The sequence below is a fragment of the Mesorhizobium sp. M7A.F.Ca.CA.001.04.2.1 genome (assembly GCF_003998485.1).
GTDB lineage: Bacteria > Pseudomonadota > Alphaproteobacteria > Rhizobiales > Rhizobiaceae > Mesorhizobium > Mesorhizobium ciceri.
Genome location: NZ_RZQT01000127.1, coordinates 1 through 17,871, shown reverse-complemented (window position 1 = coordinate 17,871; position 17,871 = coordinate 1). Strand labels below are relative to the sequence as shown.

The window sequence follows — 17,871 nt, the reverse complement described above, 5'->3', positions numbered from 1 at the left end:
GCCACCGCGTGAGAAAAAATGTCGGACTGCTAAAACCGCCTCGTCCTTCCTGCGCGATAGCCTGATGACCTTCAAACGCATGAGCTGACTCGCAACACTGCGATTCAATTTAGCACACGTTTAATTAGCTCCGGAGCATTTTAACGAATCGTTGACCGCGCTGTCCCATTATAGGACGGCGCGGTCAAACCCCAACCGGACTGCGCAGGCGGCTCCGGCACTGAAGCGCCCGCCCAACTGTCGGAGTCGCCACCCACACCAACATACCAGCAATGGTTGAATCAACCGTTACCGCATGTGCTTTCCAATGTGCTTCCCTGATCGTTAGACTTTGACCGAGCGGACGGGAATATGCGCAGAACAGTTCGGTAACATTTGAGACAAGTCGATGGATATGACGAGCTATCTGATCTTGGTGGATCAATTCCCGGCAAGCTCTACAGCGGCGAGCCCAAAAAGGATATTCCTACATCTGTCCGACGTGCGGTCAGCAGCTCGACATGCGTCACCTTCGCCAAGGCGCTGGCCGCCGGTTGTGCCGCGCCGCCTCGCTCTGATTTCCTGACATTCCGATCGCTTGTCAAACGATCCAGCCCACATGCCGCACTTCCGCCGGGAATCGGGTCCATGACCATCGCGGATCCCGCCGATCAGGTCCCTGAGCTGGCGCTGCGTCCATGAGCGGCGCAGGGGGATTGATCCTTGCACTGAACCGTCCGAGGCGGTCTGCGAACAACTCGCCGTCCGGCCGGCATCGCCTTCTTCATGCTGCTCGCCCATCAGACCGCAAATTCCGCGACCATCGTAGCGGTCGCACGCATCGCCGTGATCGCTGAATTCGTGTTCACTGCAACCGCGGTGGTGGCTCATGCCCTCGCCTGGCATTCCGCCTATTCGCCGACCGAGAGGTGGATTGCGCTTTTCGATCCTGCTTTACCTCATTACCGGCCTGTTCTGGCTTCCAGTCGTGTGGATGCAGATCGAGATGCGCGATCTCTCGCCCTGCAGGCCGCGGCAGCGAAGCAAGCTTCACCACAGCGCTGCAACACCTTGGCACGTTCCGCCATTCCAGAAGGCGGCTACGACGACATGAATGCAAACACCATCTCCACCATTCTGGTTGTGGTCGCCCTGCGCCCACGGGCACATGGCCTGTAACTTCGCCGTGACCTCATCCCCTTGAGGGAACAATCTGACCGAGCCCCAGTTTGACCCAAACAAACACGGCCGATGGTTCGATGGAGGCATGCCATGAGATGGTTGAGCAAGCTGTCCGGGAGAGAATGCACCAGGATCGCGGTTCTGAAGAAGCTTTCCGTGACGAAGATAGCCGCAACGACCAGGGCGACCGCAACGGGCATGCTGACCGTCCCGATGAAGCTAGCCGTCATGGCGACCATTGGCGAAATCGTGGTGACTGGGGCAGAGGACACAGAATGGCTCGACACCGGGGGCACCAAATGATGCGCGGTGCCGGCATGCGACTTATGTTTGGCCTGTTGGACACGGATGGGGACAGGTCATTGAGGTTCAAAGCGCGGTCGGCAGGATGTTCAATAGCATCGACGAGAATGGTGACGGCAACATCGATCTAGACGAAATCCAGTCCCTCCTGCACGGCTCCAACGTGCATGGCACAAACAACGAAGACATGCCGTAGCTGCATCAAGACTGAGGAGCCGACTTCAGACGGAGCGGCAAGCGAGTCGCGGTCAGGCGAAGGCGCCGTTTGGAATGGCCCAAAATATTCTCTCAAGCTCCCGGAACATAGATCGGCCATTGCGGTTCGACAGGCGGCGGGCACGGTCGATGAATAGCATGGCCCGCTTGCCAAGCGCGGGTCCCGATCGACCTTGCCAACAGAGGAGCGGGCTATGCGTGCGTTGGTCTGGCACGGTAAGGAAGACATACGCTGCGATCAGGTCTCCGATCCAGAAATTGAGGATGAACGGGACGCGATTATCAAGGTGACGAGTTGTGCCATCTGCGGCTCCGACCTTCACCTTTACCACAACTACGTGCCAGCCATGCTGCCAGGCGACATTATGGGCCACGAGATGATGGGAGAGGTCGTGGAGGTCGGCAGGGGCGTCAACGGCGCTCTGAAGAAGGGAGACCGCATTGTCGTACCGTTCACCATAATCTGCGGTGAGTGCGACCAGTGCAAGAGACAGAACTTTTCGGTTTGCGAACGTACGAACCGCAAGAAGAACCTCGGCGACAAGGTGTTCGGGCACACCACCGCTGGTCTGTTTGGCTACACCCATTTGACGGGCGGCTATCCCGGGGGACAGGCGGAATACCTGCGGGTGCCGTTCGCCGACGCCACGCACGTAAAGGTGCCTGACAACCTTACCGACGAGCAGGTTCTCTTCCTCGGCGATATTTTTCCCACCGGATGGCAGGCCGCGGCACAGTGCGACATAGAGCCTACGGATACGGTTGCGGTGTGGGGCTGCGGCCCAGTCGGGCAGATGGCAATACGCAGCGCCCTGCTGCTCGGCGCCAAACAGGTGGTGGCGATCGATTGCCTGCCGGAACGGCTTTCCATGGGGGCGGCCGGCGGTGCCATCACCATTAATTTCGCCGAGGAAAGTGTCGTCGAACGGCTGCAGGAACTCACCGGCGCAAATGGCCCGGAGAAGTGCATCGATTGCGTCGGCATGGAAAGCCATGTCTCGCTGGCCCAGCCCGACACCGTCTACGATCGCGCAAAGCAGTTGATGCTGATGGAAAATGATCGACCGCATGTGTTGCGCGAGATGATCTATGTCTGCCGGCCGGCCGGCGTGATCTCGATCCCCGGCGTCTACAGCGGGCTGGTCGACAAGATTCCGATGGGACAGGCGATGAACAAGGGCCTCACCTTCCGCATGGGGCAGACCCATGTCACCCGTTGGACCGAGGATCTGCTGCGCCGCATCGTGGACGGCCAGATCGACCCTTCCTTCGTCATCACCCACACCGTCGGGCTCGAGCAGGGACCCGAGATGTACAAGGTGTTCCGCGACAAGCAGGACAGCTGCATCAAGGTAGTTTTGAAACCGTAGGGAATCGTCATGAACGTGGTCGCTAAACTCACCAACATCACCCGATCGCCTGGCGATCCCAAAGTGCTGCAGGCCGGGCCGAGTGTGGCCGGTGCCTTCGATGGCCTTGCCCGCAAGCTCGGCTGGTTCAGCATCGCGCTGGGCGTCGTCGAACTGGTTGGTGCCGAGCGGATTGCCGGTGCGCTCGGCATGAGCGGCAAGCAAGATCTCATCCGAGCCTATGGGGCGCGGGAGATAAGCAGCGGCATACTCTCGCTTTCCGTGGACAAGCAGGCTGGGCTTTGGAGCCGGGTGGCTGGCGACGGCCTGGACATCGCGACGTTGCTGTCAGCTTATCGGCATGACAATCCAAAGCGCGACAACGTGGGCATTGCGCTTGCCGTGGTCGCCGGAATCGCTTTGCTCGACATCATCGGTGCGAAAGGCGTCACCGCGCGCCACTCTCGCAGGGGGACCAAGCCGCGCGACTACAGCGATCGCAGCGGCTTTCCCGCAGGCACTGCCGCAGCCCGCGACTTTGCCCGCTCTGAGCGCGGCCAGGAGTCCGGCGCCGCCTGACAGAGTGCCGACCTTGCGCTATAAGCTAGTCTGGGGTTCCAGCCCTAAAACCAGGTTACCGATTTTGAGCTCGACGAGATTGTAGCCGCGCAACTTGCTATCGGCCCGGCCCCATCCTGCACCATGCCGATTTCTACGCCGGATGCGACCTGCTCGCCACGCCCCAGGTGTGGGTGCGGCGCAGTGCCTGCGAATTCGCCGATGGCGCTGACGATTTCCCGGCCGTCAGCATCGGTGATGACGGTGGCGTAGCGGGTCATGAATCACACTCCTGAATCAGCGCGCGTTGCGGAGACAACCTATTGATGGGAAGCTGGCTGTTCGAGGAGGACAGCAATGAGCAACGTCACCACGCATTACGGCAGCGACGGCATCGTCGAGCGTATATTGGCCGCGATTTCCGATGCGAAGCCCGATAAAATCAATGCCGCGCAGCTCTATCCGTTCGACCAGCTTCACGGCCGCGAGCTCATCGCCACGCGAGACCATGGAGGTCGTCTTGCCCCCTCGCCCACCGACCGGATCCTTGATGTCGGCAGCGGCATTGGCGGCCCGGCGCGCTTCCTGGCCGCCACCTATGGCTGCCAGGTCGACGGTGTCGACCTCACACCAGTCTTTGTCGAGGCATCCGGCCGACTGACCATGCTCAGCGGCCTTGGCGACAAGGTTCGCTTCCACGAAGCCGACGCGGCGAAACTGCCCTTCGCCGACAACACATTCAACGCGGCAATCTGCTTCTATGTCGGGATGAACATCGCCGACAAGGCCGCCGTCATCGGGCAGGCTTTTCGCGTTCTGAAGCCGGGCGGCAAACTGATCTGGACCGAAGCCGTGCTGGCTGCCGGCGAGCCGAATTATCCCTTGCCCTGGGCGGTTGCGCCGGAAACCAGCCACCTTGTTGACCGGGATACCCTGAAGACCCTGTTCGCCGACGCGGGCTTCCATATTGACGAAGTCATCGACGAGACCGGCGAACATGTCGAACTGGCGATGCAAAGGGCCAGTTCCGGCATCATTCCTTCGCCTGTGCAACGTCAGGTCAATGAAATCGTGCTCGGCACCGAATTCGTGCAGCGACGCAAGAACTACATCCGTAGCCTGAGCGAAGGCAGATTGGCATCGCTGGCCATCATCGTCTCGAAGCCTGCCTGATCGGAGCCTTGATCGTAACGAAGGGCAGAAACAAAAAACCCGCCTTGGCGGCGGGAAGTTGGCGCAACTCAGCACCAGAAGTAGCGACCGGCAACACCATGGTTCGCAGTTTCGTTCGGCTCGCGAACCACCGCCTTTCTATACCATTGTGCGACATTGTACACGACGGTGCCATTGTCCGTGCACTTCGGTCCGGCATCGATTGTGCTATAACGGCCGGTAAACGGCTACGAAGCCGGTAAAGGCAGTCAGTTGCATCGCGCTCCTGTCCTCCGTCCGAGTCATCCTCACGGCAAGTTCGACGCCAGTAGTCAAAATGCGAAGGCACGATTGTGGCCGACAGCAGACCGCCAGCTGTAAATCTAATCGGACATCCAGGTAGTCGGCGCTCGGCCGGACAAAGGGCGCGACGGAGGTGAAGCGAAAAGTGCAATGCTGAACTTGCTGAAAAATAGTTTCGGGCTTGACCAGATTACCAGCCGGTCGATCTCGCCGATGCGCGCCCGGCCTGTCAGCGCCATTGCCATCTCCAAGTCTCGGCGAAGCAGGTTGCGCCCTCGGCACCATCGGTTGCCAGGGCGTAGACATAGGGGCGGCCAATCATGACTGCGGTTGCACCAGGGCAAGCATCTTCAACGTCGGCGCGACGGCTCACGCTTCCAGCAAGGATGATGGGAATCCGTCCGGCCACCGGTCCGCGATGGCGGGCAGGGAGTCGATGGTTGCCGGGAGGGTGTCGAGGTTACGCGCACCGTGGTTCGAGACCGCGATGGCATCGACACCCGTTCCGATCGCCTGCTCAGCATCCTCAGGATCGAGGATGCTCTTCAGGATAAGCGGCAGGGTTGAAGCGAACGCAGCCAGGCAATATCCGCCCAGGTCGGCATGGCCGACGCTGCGCAGTGCCAACTTTGAGCACGCCGGTGTTCCGGTCCTTGAAGTATGGCGTTGCGAGGCCGTCGGGAATTTTGAATCCTGCCCGGAACTGCCTACGGCGATCGCCTGGCTTCGGCATGTCGACCGCTACACAGATCGCTTGGCCAAGTGCCGTGCCATTAAAACCGCGATTGCTTTGCCGATAGAGCAGGAACCAGACTGGAGACTAGCTCACCGCCACGCCATCCTCGATCGCTGCCGTCGCCGTGGTACCCAAAGTGAACACCGCTTGCGCCACTCCGGAGCCGCGCGCCGCCGCCACCTCGCCTTCCGGATGCACCAGCCGCTGATATGCTATCGGGCCAGGATTATCGGACGCGGCAGACTTTGCCCGATGAGCGTGATCCCGGTATCAAGTCTTGTCACACGCGCAGCACGTGCCGCTTTCCAAAGGCAAGAGATGCACCTCCTACTGTGTCAGGGCCGTTATCGAGGGGCGCTTGTTGAAGTCGCACTTGCCGGTGACGCTGTAGAAGAAGTCGGCATTTGAAGACGGCGTCGGCACGGTTGTGCCGCCGTCCTCCCAGGCTTGATAGCTGGTTACACCACAAGGCACGATGGTGAAGATGTCGACCTTCTGCCCAGTCGGGGTCTCGGTCAGGTTGTTCGCGTCCACGCCGCTGTAGAGTCGGTTGGAGGTGGTCGGATCATCCGACTTTAGGTACTTCGGGTTGCCCGATGGCACGTACATCTGCAGGGAGAGGCCAGCCATCTGGCTGACGTCGATCGACGCGCCGGCGCTGTTGGCTGGGTACATGGTGTTGAGGCAAGTGGTTGAATATTTCTTGGTGCCGCTGGTCTGGAGTATCGCGTCTGCGGTCAGACCCGTGAAGGTGCTCACGCCGGCGGTGGTGCAAACTTGCGACTGGACAAGCGTCTTGATGTCGGCCCCGCCGTTGTTGGTGATTGTGTACACATTCGTTGTGCCGTAGCCTTTCGGATCACCGAAGCCGTTATAGGTATACTCGATCGACATCAGCGGCTTGGCCACCGTCGCTCCAAATGTCGTGCCGTAGAGCGTCATCGTCTTGTTCCACCAGCCCGACACCTTGGAAACCTTGAAGGTAGTCTGCACCAGGGCCGGCGTCTTGCTCGCCGCCGACCCAACGGCGACCGGCACCGTGTTGATCCTGGCGATCTGCATGAACACGGTGGGCATGGAGTAACTTGCCATGGCCTGCGCGGTGGCGGTGCCATTGGCGGAAACCACAAAGCTGTTCAGTGTCGGGGTACCCAGGCCATGGTTGGCGATGAAGGTATCCTGCAGCATAGTCTGGCGCTGCGCCAACGTTGAGGTTGTGTCCATACCGGTGATCGATAGGACCGCGGCATCCAGCGCCTGCTGCTCGTTGGACCGGGTCTGGACCGCCCTGGTATAGTCGACCGAGAAGCCGATGGCGGTGATGATGGGCGCCAGCATGAAAACAAACAACGGGCCCATCGAACCGTCATGGGAACGCGCGAACCGGTCTACAATTCAGACGTGGGAGCATTTCTGAGCGGCTCAGACCGCCACCGAGTGCCTGGCTTTGCCGGTTTCAAGATATTTGTCGAACTTCGCTGCGATGCTTCTGACAAAGGGCCGGCTTTCCGCCGGCACGACGAAGCGGTCACCATCAAGTTCAAGCAACCGCGCCGGATCATGAAGGGCCGTGGAACTTGCCTTCAGCAGAAGCCTCTGGCCGGCTTTGCCAAAACGCTCCACCAGCTCGATGGCTGAGAAGGCGAAATCACACATCAGCCTCTCGATGATCCAGCCGCGGACGCGGTCGTCGTCGGAAAGCGCGATGCCGCGGACAGCCGCCAGCCCACCGTCTGAGACCATGCGTCCATACTCCGTGTTCGATGGCATATTCTGCACATAGCCTTGGCGAAATTGACTGATGGACGATGGGCCGAGGCCGATCAAGGTTTCGCAGCGATCCTCGGTATAGCCTTGGAAATTCCGGCGCAAGCAGCCGGTTCGGGCCGCTACAGCCAACGCATCGTTGGGCTTGGCGAAATGGTCGAAGCCGACGGGCTCATACCCCGCGTTCAGCATAAGACACGCGGCCAGTTGTGATTGAGCAAGGCGCTGTGCCGGACCAGGCAACCATGCCTCGTCGATCATCGTCTGATGCTTCTTGAACCAGGGTACATGCGCGTAGCCAAACAACGCCATCCGATCCGGTTCCAGGGTCAGTGCCTGCGCGACGGTTGAGGAGACGCTCTCCCTGGTCTGGTGCGGCAAGCCGTAGAGCAGGTCCAGATTGACCGATTCGACGCCGCGCGAACGAACGCCATCGATGACCGCTTTGGTCTGCAAAAAGCTTTGCTCGCGGTTAATTGCCTTTTGTACCTTCAGGTCAAAGTCCTGGACGCCGAGGCTCGCCCGGGTCATGCCGATCTCGGCCAGCGCATCAAGACGGGCGTCGTCCATATCATTGGGATCGATTTCGACGCTGATCTTGGCGTCCGGAAGGAAATCGAAGCTGGACCGCAATGCTTTCCCCAGCACCACCATGTCCTCGGACTTCAGCATCGTCGGAGAGCCGCCACCGAAGTGGACGGCGCGCACGCCAGCCTTGCCGCCGACAATACGGGCAACGGTGGCGATCTCGGCGTGCAACGAGCGGAGATAGGCAGTTACCGGCTCATAGTGACGTGTTTGCTTGGTGTGGCAGGCACAGAACCAGCAGAGTCTGTCGCAGTAGGGAATATGCAGATAGAGTGAAATCTCGTCGCCGTTCTCCAGCGCCTCCAGCCAGCCTCGACAGATAGTGGCATCGACCCCCGGATGGAAATGCGGCGCGGTCGGATAGCTCGTGTAGCGCGGCACGTTCTCGCCAAGTCTGGCAGCTAGTTCCGGTCGCATCTCGCCATTCCTGTGGTTGCATGGCCCGGAAAATGACCGCAACGGCACGCCGATACCTTGATTTCGGTCAAAGCCTTTGCACCGGACAAACTGCCACAAGGCTTTTTCAATGGCCGATGCTTATCTTGCCGATACCCTGGATCCTCGGACGATCGTGATGACAGTGCGTCAGGATGTTCATAGTGCCGGTATTCCCGTGCTTTGCCAATCCTGCGAGGCAAGGCATCGCGGCATTTGCGGTGCCCTTGATCCCGATCAATTGGTCGGGCTCGCCAAGACCTCGTCAAAGCACACCGTTGAACCGGGGTCAGAACTGATGGGCGACGCCGAAACCGTCGACAGCTATTCCAACGTGCTTTCCGGCGTCGTGAAGCTGACGAAGAGCCTTTCGGACGGGCGCCAGCAGATTGTCGCGCTTCAGTTTGCCCCCGATTTTCTGGGACGGCCGTTCAAGGTGGAAAGCGTGATCAACGCGGAAGCGGCAACGGCCGTCTCCCTGTGTTCGTTTCCAAGGGCTTCCGTCGAAAGGATGATGAGGGAGTCGCCGGATCTCGAGCACCGCCTGTTCAAGCAGACGCTGAACGAACTCGACGATGCACGCGACTGGATGGTCACGCTGGGACGCAAGACCGCTGCGGAAAAAGTGGCGAGCTTTCTGCTGATGATTGCCAGAAACATCGATCCCACGCTCGATCCAAACACCAATCCGACGAGCTTCGAACTGCCTCTCACACGTGCCGACATCGCCGATTTCCTCGGCCTGACAATCGAGACGGTGAGCCGCCAGTTGACCCGGCTGCGGACAGACGGCGTGATCCGGATCGACAACAACCGCCATGTGACTGTGGACAGCCTTGCCCGTTTGGCGAGCCGCTCCGGAGCCTAGAGTAATTCCAGGAAAAGGCTGAAACAGTTTTCCGTCCGGAATTGCGTCAACTCTAGTCTCGGTCGACGATCCCGATCATCGGCAGGACATGCTCGCGTTCAAACACGATGTGCCGGCGCAGATTCTCGAACAGGCCGCGCAACATGAACCCGATGGCTTCGGGGTTTTCGACCGCCTCGCCATGACCGATGGCCAGCAGAATTTCGGTCACCTCACCGCCAAAGCATTCGTCTTCCATATGTTCGGCCCGCAATCGCCGGGTTGAGGCAAGGTTCGCATTGCTGCTGACCACGGCATCCTCGTAGGCGGGAAAGATGACCGTCTCTTCGTATTGATCAATGTTGCGCAGCAGCGGAACGATCGCGTTGGCCGCGCCGAGACACTCCAGGCGATCGACGCCGGGCAAGGCGCCCGCCATTCTTTCCAGGGCGTCGCAGAGCTGCAGCTTTTCCCTGTGCGCGCGCTTCATCACCGCGGCTGGACCACTTCCCTGCTGGATCGATCAGTCGGTGCGGGATTTTCATCGCCTGCTTCGAACAGCGACGATCCCAGCCCTTTCTTCCGGCTCAAGGGCGGCCTCCGAGTGCAAGACCACGCTGCCCAATCAGAAGGGGCTGGGCTTTGACATGGATCAAGGCGGCGACAACGCGACTGCTGAATTGGTGTCTATGCGGATTGGCGTCCGCGCATCGGAATCCGAGGTCGGGGATAGCTCATGAAGTTCGGCACGCAAATCTTCGTTTTGAGCCTTTTCACATTTGCAGCCCTGGTGGCCGCGGGCTTCGGCGTGGACCAGCCCTTTCGACAGCATATGTGGGTGCTGTTTTTTGTGTTGCTTGGTTTTGTCGCCATCCTCATCCGCAACACGAATTTCGAGGTGGCCGCTCCGATTGACCCATCCGCTTACATGGATGGTCCAATCCGCTACGGCGCCATCGCCACCATGTTCTGGGGTGTCGTCGGCATGCTTGTCGGCGTGGTCATCGCGCTGCAGCTTGCCTACCCCGAACTCAACATCCAGCCCTGGTTCAACTTCGGCCGTTTGCGGCCGCTGCATACGTCCGGAGTGGTCTTCGCATTCGGCGGCAACGCATTGCTTTGCACGTCATTGTACGTCGTGCAACGCACCTGTCGCGCGCGCCTGTTCGGCGGCGATCTCGCCTGGTTCGTGTTCTGGGGTTACCAGCTTTTCATTGTCATGGCCGCGACCGGCTATCTGCTCGGCATCACCGAGAGCCGGGAATACGCCGAACCCGAATGGTACGTGGACATCTGGCTGACCATCGTCTGGGTCGCCTATCTCATCTTGTTCCTCGGCACGATCTTCAAGCGCAAGGAACCGCACATCTACGTCGCCAACTGGTTTTACCTCTCCTTCATCGTGACCATCGCGATGCTGCATGTGATCAACAACCTGTCGATGCCGGCCTCGTTCCTGGGCTCAAAGAGTTACTCCGCCTTTTCCGGGGTCCAGGACGCCCTGACGCAATGGTGGTATGGCCACAACGCCGTCGGCTTCTTCCTCACTGCCGGCTTCCTCGGCATGATGTATTACTTCGTGCCCAAGCAGGCGAACCGGCCGGTCTATTCCTATCGGCTGTCGATCATCCATTTCTGGGCGATCATCTTTCTCTACATCTGGGCCGGGCCGCATCACCTGCACTACACCGCCCTGCCCGATTGGGCGCAGACGCTCGGCATGGTGTTCTCGATCATGCTGTGGATGCCGTCATGGGGTGGCATGATCAACGGCCTGATGACGCTGTCCGGCGCCTGGGACAAGCTGCGCACGGACCCCATCATCCGTATGATGGTGATGGCCATCGCCTTCTACGGCATGTCGACCTTCGAAGGTCCGATGATGTCGATCAAGACGGTCAACTCGCTGTCGCATTACACCGACTGGACCATTGGCCACGTGCACTCCGGTGCGCTCGGCTGGGTCGGCATGATCTCGTTCGGCGCAATCTACTTCATGGTGCCGAAGCTCTGGAACCGTGAGCGGCTCTACTCGCTGAGGCTCGTCACCTGGCACTTCTGGCTGGCGACCCTGGGGATCGTCGTCTACGCCGCCGTCATGTGGGTTTCCGGCGTCATGCAGGGCCTGATGTGGCGTGAATACGACGAGCAGGGTTTCCTGGTCTATTCCTTCGCCGAAACCGTGGCCGCCATGCATCCCTACTATCTCATGCGCGCCATTGGCGGGGCAATGTATCTCTCCGGCGCCCTGATCATGGCCTGGAACATCGCCATGACCATCCTCGGATACCAGCGCGAGGAGGAGCCGATGCCCGGCTCTGTTCCCGCCCTTCAGCCTGCCGAATAAGGAGCCAGACAATGGGCTTGATGGACAGACACGCACTCATCGAGAAGAACGCCACGCTTCTTCTCGTTGGCTCTCTTCTTGTGGTGACCGTCGGCGGCATCGTCGAGATCGCACCGCTCTTCTATCTCGACAACACGATCGAGAAGGTGGAAGGCATGCGCCCCTATTCGCCGCTCGAACTTGTCGGGCGCAACATCTATGTGCGCGAGGGCTGCTACCTCTGCCACAGCCAGATGATCAGGCCGTTCCGCGACGAAGTCGAGCGCTACGGTCACTACAGCCTGGCTGCCGAGTCGATGTACGATCATCCTTTCCAGTGGGGATCGAAGCGTACCGGGCCGGACCTCGCCAGAGTTGGCGACCGCTACTCGAATCTGTGGCATGTCGAGCATCTCACGGATCCGCGTTCGGTGGTGCCGGAATCGATCATGCCGAGCTACGCGTTCCTCAAAGACACGCCGATCGAGGTGGAGGACTTCTCGACGCATCTGGTTGCCAACAGGCGTGTCGGTGTCCCCTACAGCGATGACATGATCGCCCGCGCCAATGCCGACCTGATGGCGCAAGCCGATCCCAACGCCGACACGTCCGGCCTCGAAGCCCGCTACCCCAAAGCCAAGATCGGCGACTTCGACGGCAACCCGCAACAGGTCACCGAAATGGATGCCCTTGTCGCTTATCTCCAGATGCTCGGCACGCTGGTCGATTTCAAGAACTACGACGAAGCCGCGGGCTATCGCTGAGGGAGTTCTACCCATGGATTACAATTTGATGCGAGAGTTTGCCGACAGCTGGGGCCTGGTCGCCATGGCGCTTTTCTTTGTCGGCGCGACTGCCTTCGCGCTCCGCCCCGGCAGCCGCAAGCTGGCCGACGAAGCTGCCCGGATTCCCCTTGAGGACGAGTGACCATGAGCGACGAGCATATCGATGAAATCTCCGGCGTCTCGACCACCGGCCACGAATGGGATGGCATCCGGGAACTGAATAACCCGCTTCCCAGATGGTGGGTCATCACGTTTTACATCACCATTGTCTGGGCCATCGGCTACACCATCGCCTATCCGGCATGGCCCCTGCTGCACTCGGCGACGAAGGGTTTGCTCGGCTATTCCAGCCGCAACGAAGTCAGGAACGAGCTGACTGCGGCTGAAGCCGCCAAGGGCAAATACATCTCGGCGGTGGCGTCCAAGAGCGTCTCGGAGATCGCCGCGGACGATGGCCTGCGCGAATTCGCAATCGCGGCCGGTGGTGCCGCCTTCAAGGTCAATTGCGTACAATGCCATGGCTCCGGCGCCCAAGGTTCCAAGGGCTTTCCCAATCTCAACGACGACGACTGGCTGTGGGGCGGCAAGGCCGAGCAGATCCAGCAGACGATTACGCACGGCATCCGCTTCGCGTCCGATCCGGACACGCGCCTGTCGGAAATGCCTGCCTTTGGCGACATCATAACCGCTGACCAGATCGCTCAGGTCGGCACCTATGTCGCCAGCCTGTCGGGAAAGGTCCAGCATGCCGGCCTCGTCGAGCCCGGCGCCAAGGTCTTTGCTGAAAATTGCGTGGCCTGTCATGGCGACAATGCAAAGGGCAACAAGGAGCTGGGCGCCCCCGATCTGACCGATGCGATCTGGCTCTATGGATCCGGTGAGACAGCCATCGCCACCCAGGTCCGTGCGCCAAAACAGGGCGTCATGCCAGCCTGGGGCGCACGCCTGGGCGAGACCAAGGTCAAGGAGCTCGCCGTCTACATCCATTCGCTTGGTGGTGGGGAATAGGAAGCGGGGACCTGTTCCCGGCCCTTCGCCAGCCAAGCGACGAGGCCCGGCCATGCCGGGCCTCGACCTGTATTCGGCACCGGCAATTGACTTGCATCAACGCGCCTGCCCCCGCCCCGCGCCAAGACTTGCCTACGCTGGCAGCCTGGGCATGGGCAGATTGTCGCCTGCGCGAGTGGAGATGCATGTGCTGGACAATACGCAGGTAGAGCGGCTCGAAGCCGAAGCGGTCAATTCCGCCAAGGTGCGCCAGCCGATGTATGCCGCGCGCAAGAAGATATTCCCGAAACGGGCAACAGGGAACTTTCGTCGGTTCAAGTGGCTGGTGATGGCGATCACACTCGGTATCTACTACCTGACACCGTGGTTGCGATGGGACCGCGGCCCGTTCGCCCCGGACCAGGCCGTGCTGCTCGATCTCGCCAACCGGCGCTTCTACTTCTTCTTCATCGAGATTTGGCCGCAGGAATTCTACTATGTGGCCGGCCTTCTGATCATGGCCGGCGTCGGTCTTTTCCTGATCACGTCGACTATCGGTCGCGCCTGGTGCGGCTATACATGTCCGCAGACTGTATGGGTCGATCTGTTTCTGGTCGTCGAGCGCGCCATCGAGGGTGATCGCAACGCACGCATGAAACTCGATGCCGGCCCATGGACCGCCCGCAAGCTTGCGCTGCGGGCATCGAAACACGCCATCTGGCTGGGCATAGGGGCGGCGACGGGCGGCGCCTGGATCTTCTATTTTGCCGATGCGCCGACGCTGGTTGGCGAACTCTTCACCGGCACCGCGGCACCCGTTGCCTACATCACCGTCGCCGTGCTGACGGCCACGACCTATACGTTCGGCGGGCTGATGCGCGAACAGGTCTGCACCTACATGTGTCCATGGCCACGCATCCAGGCGGCCATGCTCGACGAAAGTTCGCTCACCGTCACCTACAATGACTGGCGCGGCGAACCGCGTTCGCGTCATGCCAAGACGGTGCAAGCCGCGGGACAGTCGGTCGGCGACTGCGTCGACTGCAATGCCTGTGTCGCGGTCTGCCCGATGGGGATCGACATTCGCGACGGCCAGCAGCTCGAATGCATCACCTGCGCGCTTTGCATCGACGCCTGCGACGGCGTCATGGGCAAGCTCGGCAGGGAACGCGGACTGATTTCCTACGCAACGCTCTCCGATTACAACGCCAACATGATGCTGGCGACCGCGGGCGGCTCCAGTTCAGTCAACCCGTCGCTGGTCAGGACCGCTGATGGCCTGTTCTCCGACAAGGTGGCGCATTTCCATGTCAGCAAGATCTTCCGGCCACGCACCTACGTCTACATGGGTCTGTGGTCGCTGATCGGCCTGGGTCTGCTCTATTCGCTGCTGACGCGCGACAGGCTCCAAGTCAATGTGCTGCACGACCGCAATCCGCAATTCGTAACGTTGTCCGACGGCTCCATCCGCAACGGCTACACCGTCAAACTGCTCAACATGATCCCCGAGCCGCGGATCATTGTTGTCACCATGCAGGGCTTGCAAGGAGGCGAAATGAGCGTGGTCGGAGACGACATCAAGGCGGGCCGCTCCTTTGCCATCCCGGTCGAGCCCGATCGCCTGAAAATGCTGAAGGTCTTCGTGCGCCAGCCGGCCGACCAAATCCGTGGCGCAGCGCAAACCTTCACGTTCCGTGTCGAGGACAAGTCGAGCTTCGAGGCGGACGAATACACCGCCACCTTCAACGCGCCGGAGATCGCCAGATGACCGCTAACGCTGAAAAAACCCGCGAATTCACCGGCAGGCACATGCTGTTCACCATCCTTGCCTTCTTCGGCGTGGTCATCGCGGTCAATCTGACGATGGCCACGCTCGCCAACACCAGTTGGACCGGCCTTGTCGTCGAGAACACCTATGTGGCGAGCCAGCAATTCAACAAGAAGGCCGAGGAGGGTCGCGCGCAAGCAGCCCTTGGCTGGACCGGCAGGCTGACCATCGCATGGGGCGAAGTTCGCTATGGCCTCACCGACGCCGCCGGCAAGCCGGTTCCCTTGCATGGCGTCAAGGTGCTGTTTCGCCATCCCGCCTACGAGAAAGAGGACAAGTCGGTCATCCTCGCGCCCGCCTCGGACCAGGAATTCGCAGCCCAGCACATGCCGAAGGACGGCGTCTGGATTGTGGAAGTCGACGCCGACGCCGGTCTGGAAAAGCCGTATCGCGACGTCCGCAGGATCATGATTTCCAATGGAGCGCTGCAATGAGTTGTTGTGCACCGGGCGCCGAAATGGCGCTTGATCTGGTCAACACCGGATCGGTCCTGCCGTCCAGCCAGGAGATCAGGCTGGCGAGCCGATCGCTCGGCGATGATCTCCGCCAGACCGATCTTTCAGTCCCCACGGTTCATTGCGCGGCCTGCATCGAGGCGATCGAGACGGCATTGGGAATGCTCGATCAAGTGGAGAGCACTCGGGTCAACCTGTCGACGAAGCGGGTCGCGGTCCGCTGGCGTGGAAACCAGGTGCCACCGTTCGTCGCCGCGCTGGGACGGCTAGGCTACGAGGCGCATCTGTTCGACCCCGAGGTCGACAACAAGGACAAAACGCTTTCGGAGCTGATCCGCGCCGTTGCTGTCGCCGGCTTTGCGGCGGGCAACATCATGCTGCTTTCAGTGTCGGTCTGGTCTGGCGCCGAAGGCGCAACGCGGGACCTGTTTCATTGGCTCTCGGCGCTGATCGCGATCCCGGCACTTGCCTTCGCGGGCGGCATCTTCTTCCGCTCGGCCTGGAACGCGCTGCGTCACGGCCGCATGAACATGGACGTGCCGATCGCGGTCGGGGTGTCCCTCGCCTACGCCATGAGCCTCTACGAGACGATCAACCATGGCGACCACGCCTATTTCGATGCGTCGGTGTCGCTGCTGTTCTTCCTGTTGATCGGCCGCACGTTGGATCACGTGATGCGCGAACGTGCCCGGACCGCCGTGAAAGGCCTGTCCCAGTTGGCCGTACGTGGCGCCATGGTGCTGCGCGGCGACGGCGCACGCGACTATCTGCCGGTTGGCGAGATCGAACCCGGCATGCTGCTGTTGATCGCAGCCGGTGAAAGGATACCCGTCGACGGCAAGGTCTCTCGAGGGACGTCGGACCTGGACTGTTCGCTTGTCTCGGGCGAGAGCACGCCCCGAAGCGTAGCGCCAGGCGAAGCCGTACAGGCTGGAGTCCTCAACCTGACCGGCCCGCTGACGATTGAGGCGACAGCCGCCGCGAAAGATTCGTTTCTGGCGGAAATGGTTCGGCTCATGGAAGCCGCTGAGGGCGGTCGCGCGCATTATCGCCGGATCGCCGATCGCGTTTCAGCGCTCTATGCTCCGGTGGTTCATCTCACCGCCTTCGTGACTTTCCTTGGCTGGATGGCGGCGACGGGCGACTGGCACCGGGCGACAACCATCGCCATTGCCGTTCTGATCATCACCTGCCCGTGCGCGCTCGGCCTCGCCGTGCCGATCGTGCAGGTGGTCGCCGCGCGGCGCCTGTTCGAGAACGGCATCATGGTCAAGGACGGTTCGGCCATGGAGCGCCTGGCGACGATTGATACAGCAGTGTTCGACAAGACCGGGACCCTCACGCTCGGCCAGCCCCGGCTGGTCAATGCGGGCTCGATGGATCCGGGCATGCTGGCAGTCGCGGGAGACATGGCCGCGCATTCCCGCCATCCGTTTTCAAGGGCCATAGCCGGCTTTGCCGCTCCTGGCGCGCGGCACAAATTCGATACCGTGACCGAGCATCCAGGGTTTGGCATCGAAGCCACCGACGCCGGAAGCACTTGGCGGCTAGGTCGACGCGGATGGGCTGGATGGAAGGCCCGGACCGGTGGTGAAGGCAAACATGGCTATGGCGGAACGGTGCTGACAAAAGACGGGCTCATTGTCGCGACCTTCAATTTCGAGGATGCGCTGCGCGCCGACGCCGGCTTGGCGATCAAGCTATTGAGCGACGCCGGGGTGTCGGTGCAGATGCTGTCGGGCGATACTGCGGGTGCCTGCGGTGAAGCCGCCGAGATGCTGGGTATCGAGGACTTCGTTCCGTGCCTGTTGCCATCCGGCAAGGTCGAGCGCATCGAGACCCTGGCGAAAGACGGACACAAGGTTCTGATGGTTGGTGACGGCCTCAACGACACGCCTGCACTGAGCGCGGCGCATGTCTCGATCGCACCGGCCACCGCCGCCGACATTGGCCGCAATGCGGCCGACTTCGTATTCCTGCGCGAAAGCCTTCTGGCTGTGCCTCTCGCGCTGGATGTCTCGCGCAAGGCGGGACACCTGATCCGCCAGAACATCGCGATTGCGATCGTCTACAAT

19 protein-coding genes and 2 pseudogenes are annotated in these 17,871 nt (G+C 60.9%); 14 read left to right on the top strand and 7 right to left on the bottom strand.

Annotation, left to right across the window (positions count from 1 at the left end; translation table 11 throughout):
• Nucleotides 1-765 precede the first annotated feature (765 nt).
• The 5 genes and pseudogenes from EN955_RS28025 to EN955_RS28010 all read left to right on the top strand — a co-directional run.
• Nucleotides 766-1,005 (top strand): annotated as a pseudogene (locus tag EN955_RS28025) (hypothetical protein); the annotation flags it as partial.
• A complete protein-coding gene (locus EN955_RS35635) occupies nt 926-1,093 on the top strand; it encodes a hypothetical protein (protein WP_338101348.1) in 168 nt (55 codons plus the stop codon). The pseudogene EN955_RS28025 and the gene EN955_RS35635, both read left to right, overlap by 80 nt.
• Before the next feature lie 158 nt (nt 1,094-1,251).
• Complete coding sequence (locus tag EN955_RS28020) at nt 1,252-1,464, top strand: hypothetical protein (protein ID WP_013525011.1); 213 nt, start codon at nt 1,252-1,254, stop codon at nt 1,462-1,464.
• 410 nt (nt 1,465-1,874) lie between these two features.
• Entirely contained in the window at nt 1,875-3,050 is a 1,176-nt protein-coding gene (locus tag EN955_RS28015) for a zinc-dependent alcohol dehydrogenase (protein ID WP_013525010.1), read from the top strand.
• 9 nt (nt 3,051-3,059) lie between these two features.
• The gene (locus tag EN955_RS28010) at nt 3,060-3,608 is read left to right on the top strand and encodes a hypothetical protein (RefSeq protein WP_013525009.1); all 549 of its coding nucleotides are present in this window, start codon (nt 3,060-3,062) and stop codon (nt 3,606-3,608) included.
• Nucleotides 3,609-3,652: 44 nt separating this feature from the next.
• Here EN955_RS28010 and EN955_RS28005 read toward each other — a convergent pair whose 3' ends face one another.
• Nucleotides 3,653-3,868, bottom strand: a complete 216-nt coding sequence (locus EN955_RS28005) for a hypothetical protein (RefSeq protein WP_013525008.1) — start codon at nt 3,866-3,868, stop codon at nt 3,653-3,655.
• 76 nt (nt 3,869-3,944) lie between these two features.
• Here EN955_RS28005 and EN955_RS28000 point away from each other — a divergent pair, with 76 nt between their 5' ends.
• Nucleotides 3,945-4,760, top strand: coding sequence for a methyltransferase domain-containing protein (locus EN955_RS28000; protein ID WP_013525007.1), 816 nt, complete (start codon nt 3,945-3,947; stop codon nt 4,758-4,760).
• Between the two features lie 362 nt (nt 4,761-5,122).
• Here the strand turns inward: EN955_RS28000 and EN955_RS35630 are convergent, their stop codons facing one another.
• The 5 genes and pseudogenes from EN955_RS35630 to hemN all read right to left on the bottom strand — a co-directional run bounded on the left by EN955_RS35630 (nt 5,123) and on the right by hemN (nt 8,550).
• Nucleotides 5,123-5,281, bottom strand: coding sequence for a hypothetical protein (locus tag EN955_RS35630; RefSeq protein WP_245265420.1), 159 nt, complete (start codon nt 5,279-5,281; stop codon nt 5,123-5,125).
• Nucleotides 5,272-5,669 (bottom strand): annotated as a pseudogene (locus EN955_RS35625) (alpha-hydroxy-acid oxidizing protein). Before EN955_RS35625 ends, EN955_RS35630 begins: the two are co-directional and overlap by 10 nt.
• Nucleotides 5,670-5,862: 193 nt before the next feature.
• Nucleotides 5,863-5,958, bottom strand: coding sequence for a hypothetical protein (locus EN955_RS35620; RefSeq protein ID WP_245265417.1), 96 nt, complete (start codon nt 5,956-5,958; stop codon nt 5,863-5,865).
• A gap of 147 nt (nt 5,959-6,105) precedes the next feature.
• On the bottom strand, nt 6,106-7,137 hold the full coding sequence (locus EN955_RS27990) for a Tad domain-containing protein (protein ID WP_127223488.1): 1,032 nt from the start codon (nt 7,135-7,137) through the stop codon (nt 6,106-6,108).
• Nucleotides 7,138-7,200: 63 nt separating this feature from the next.
• The gene (hemN, locus tag EN955_RS27985; protein WP_024505301.1) at nt 7,201-8,550 is read right to left on the bottom strand and encodes an oxygen-independent coproporphyrinogen III oxidase; all 1,350 of its coding nucleotides are present in this window, start codon (nt 8,548-8,550) and stop codon (nt 7,201-7,203) included.
• A gap of 157 nt (nt 8,551-8,707) precedes the next feature.
• On the opposite strand from hemN, the gene EN955_RS27980 reads away from it, so the two are divergent.
• Nucleotides 8,708-9,436: a Crp/Fnr family transcriptional regulator gene (locus EN955_RS27980; RefSeq protein WP_024505302.1), complete on the top strand. Its 729-nt coding sequence runs from the start codon at nt 8,708-8,710 to the stop codon at nt 9,434-9,436.
• Nucleotides 9,437-9,488: 52 nt separating this feature from the next.
• On the opposite strand, the gene EN955_RS27975 is transcribed toward EN955_RS27980, so the two are convergent.
• Nucleotides 9,489-9,905, bottom strand: coding sequence for a hemerythrin domain-containing protein (locus EN955_RS27975; protein WP_024505303.1), 417 nt, complete (start codon nt 9,903-9,905; stop codon nt 9,489-9,491).
• Nucleotides 9,906-10,151: 246 nt separating this feature from the next.
• On the opposite strand from EN955_RS27975, the gene ccoN reads away from it, so the two are divergent.
• The 7 genes from ccoN to EN955_RS27940 all read left to right on the top strand — a co-directional run.
• On the top strand, nt 10,152-11,762 hold the full coding sequence (gene ccoN / locus EN955_RS27970) for a cytochrome-c oxidase, cbb3-type subunit I (RefSeq protein WP_024505304.1): 1,611 nt from the start codon (nt 10,152-10,154) through the stop codon (nt 11,760-11,762).
• Between the two features lie 11 nt (nt 11,763-11,773).
• On the top strand, nt 11,774-12,505 hold the full coding sequence (gene ccoO / locus EN955_RS27965; protein WP_013525001.1) for a cytochrome-c oxidase, cbb3-type subunit II: 732 nt from the start codon (nt 11,774-11,776) through the stop codon (nt 12,503-12,505).
• A gap of 13 nt (nt 12,506-12,518) precedes the next feature.
• Nucleotides 12,519-12,668 (top strand): CcoQ/FixQ family Cbb3-type cytochrome c oxidase assembly chaperone, encoded by a 150-nt coding sequence (locus tag EN955_RS27960; protein ID WP_013525000.1) that lies wholly within the window; start codon nt 12,519-12,521, stop codon nt 12,666-12,668.
• A 2-nt stretch (nt 12,669-12,670) separates the two neighbouring features.
• Entirely contained in the window at nt 12,671-13,534 is an 864-nt protein-coding gene (ccoP, locus tag EN955_RS27955; RefSeq protein ID WP_013524999.1) for a cytochrome-c oxidase, cbb3-type subunit III, read from the top strand.
• Nucleotides 13,535-13,721: 187 nt separating this feature from the next.
• Nucleotides 13,722-15,281 carry a cytochrome c oxidase accessory protein CcoG gene (ccoG, locus tag EN955_RS27950; RefSeq protein WP_024505305.1) on the top strand — a complete coding sequence of 520 codons (1,560 nt, stop codon included), beginning with the start codon at nt 13,722-13,724 and terminating at the stop codon, nt 15,279-15,281.
• A complete protein-coding gene (locus EN955_RS27945; protein ID WP_013524997.1) occupies nt 15,278-15,775 on the top strand; it encodes a FixH family protein in 498 nt (165 codons plus the stop codon). The genes ccoG and EN955_RS27945 overlap by 4 nt, the downstream gene beginning before the upstream one ends.
• Nucleotides 15,772-17,871 (top strand): heavy metal translocating P-type ATPase (locus EN955_RS27940; protein ID WP_164769916.1); only part of this gene is annotated, 2,100 nt, incomplete at its 3' end. The genes EN955_RS27945 and EN955_RS27940, both read left to right, overlap by 4 nt.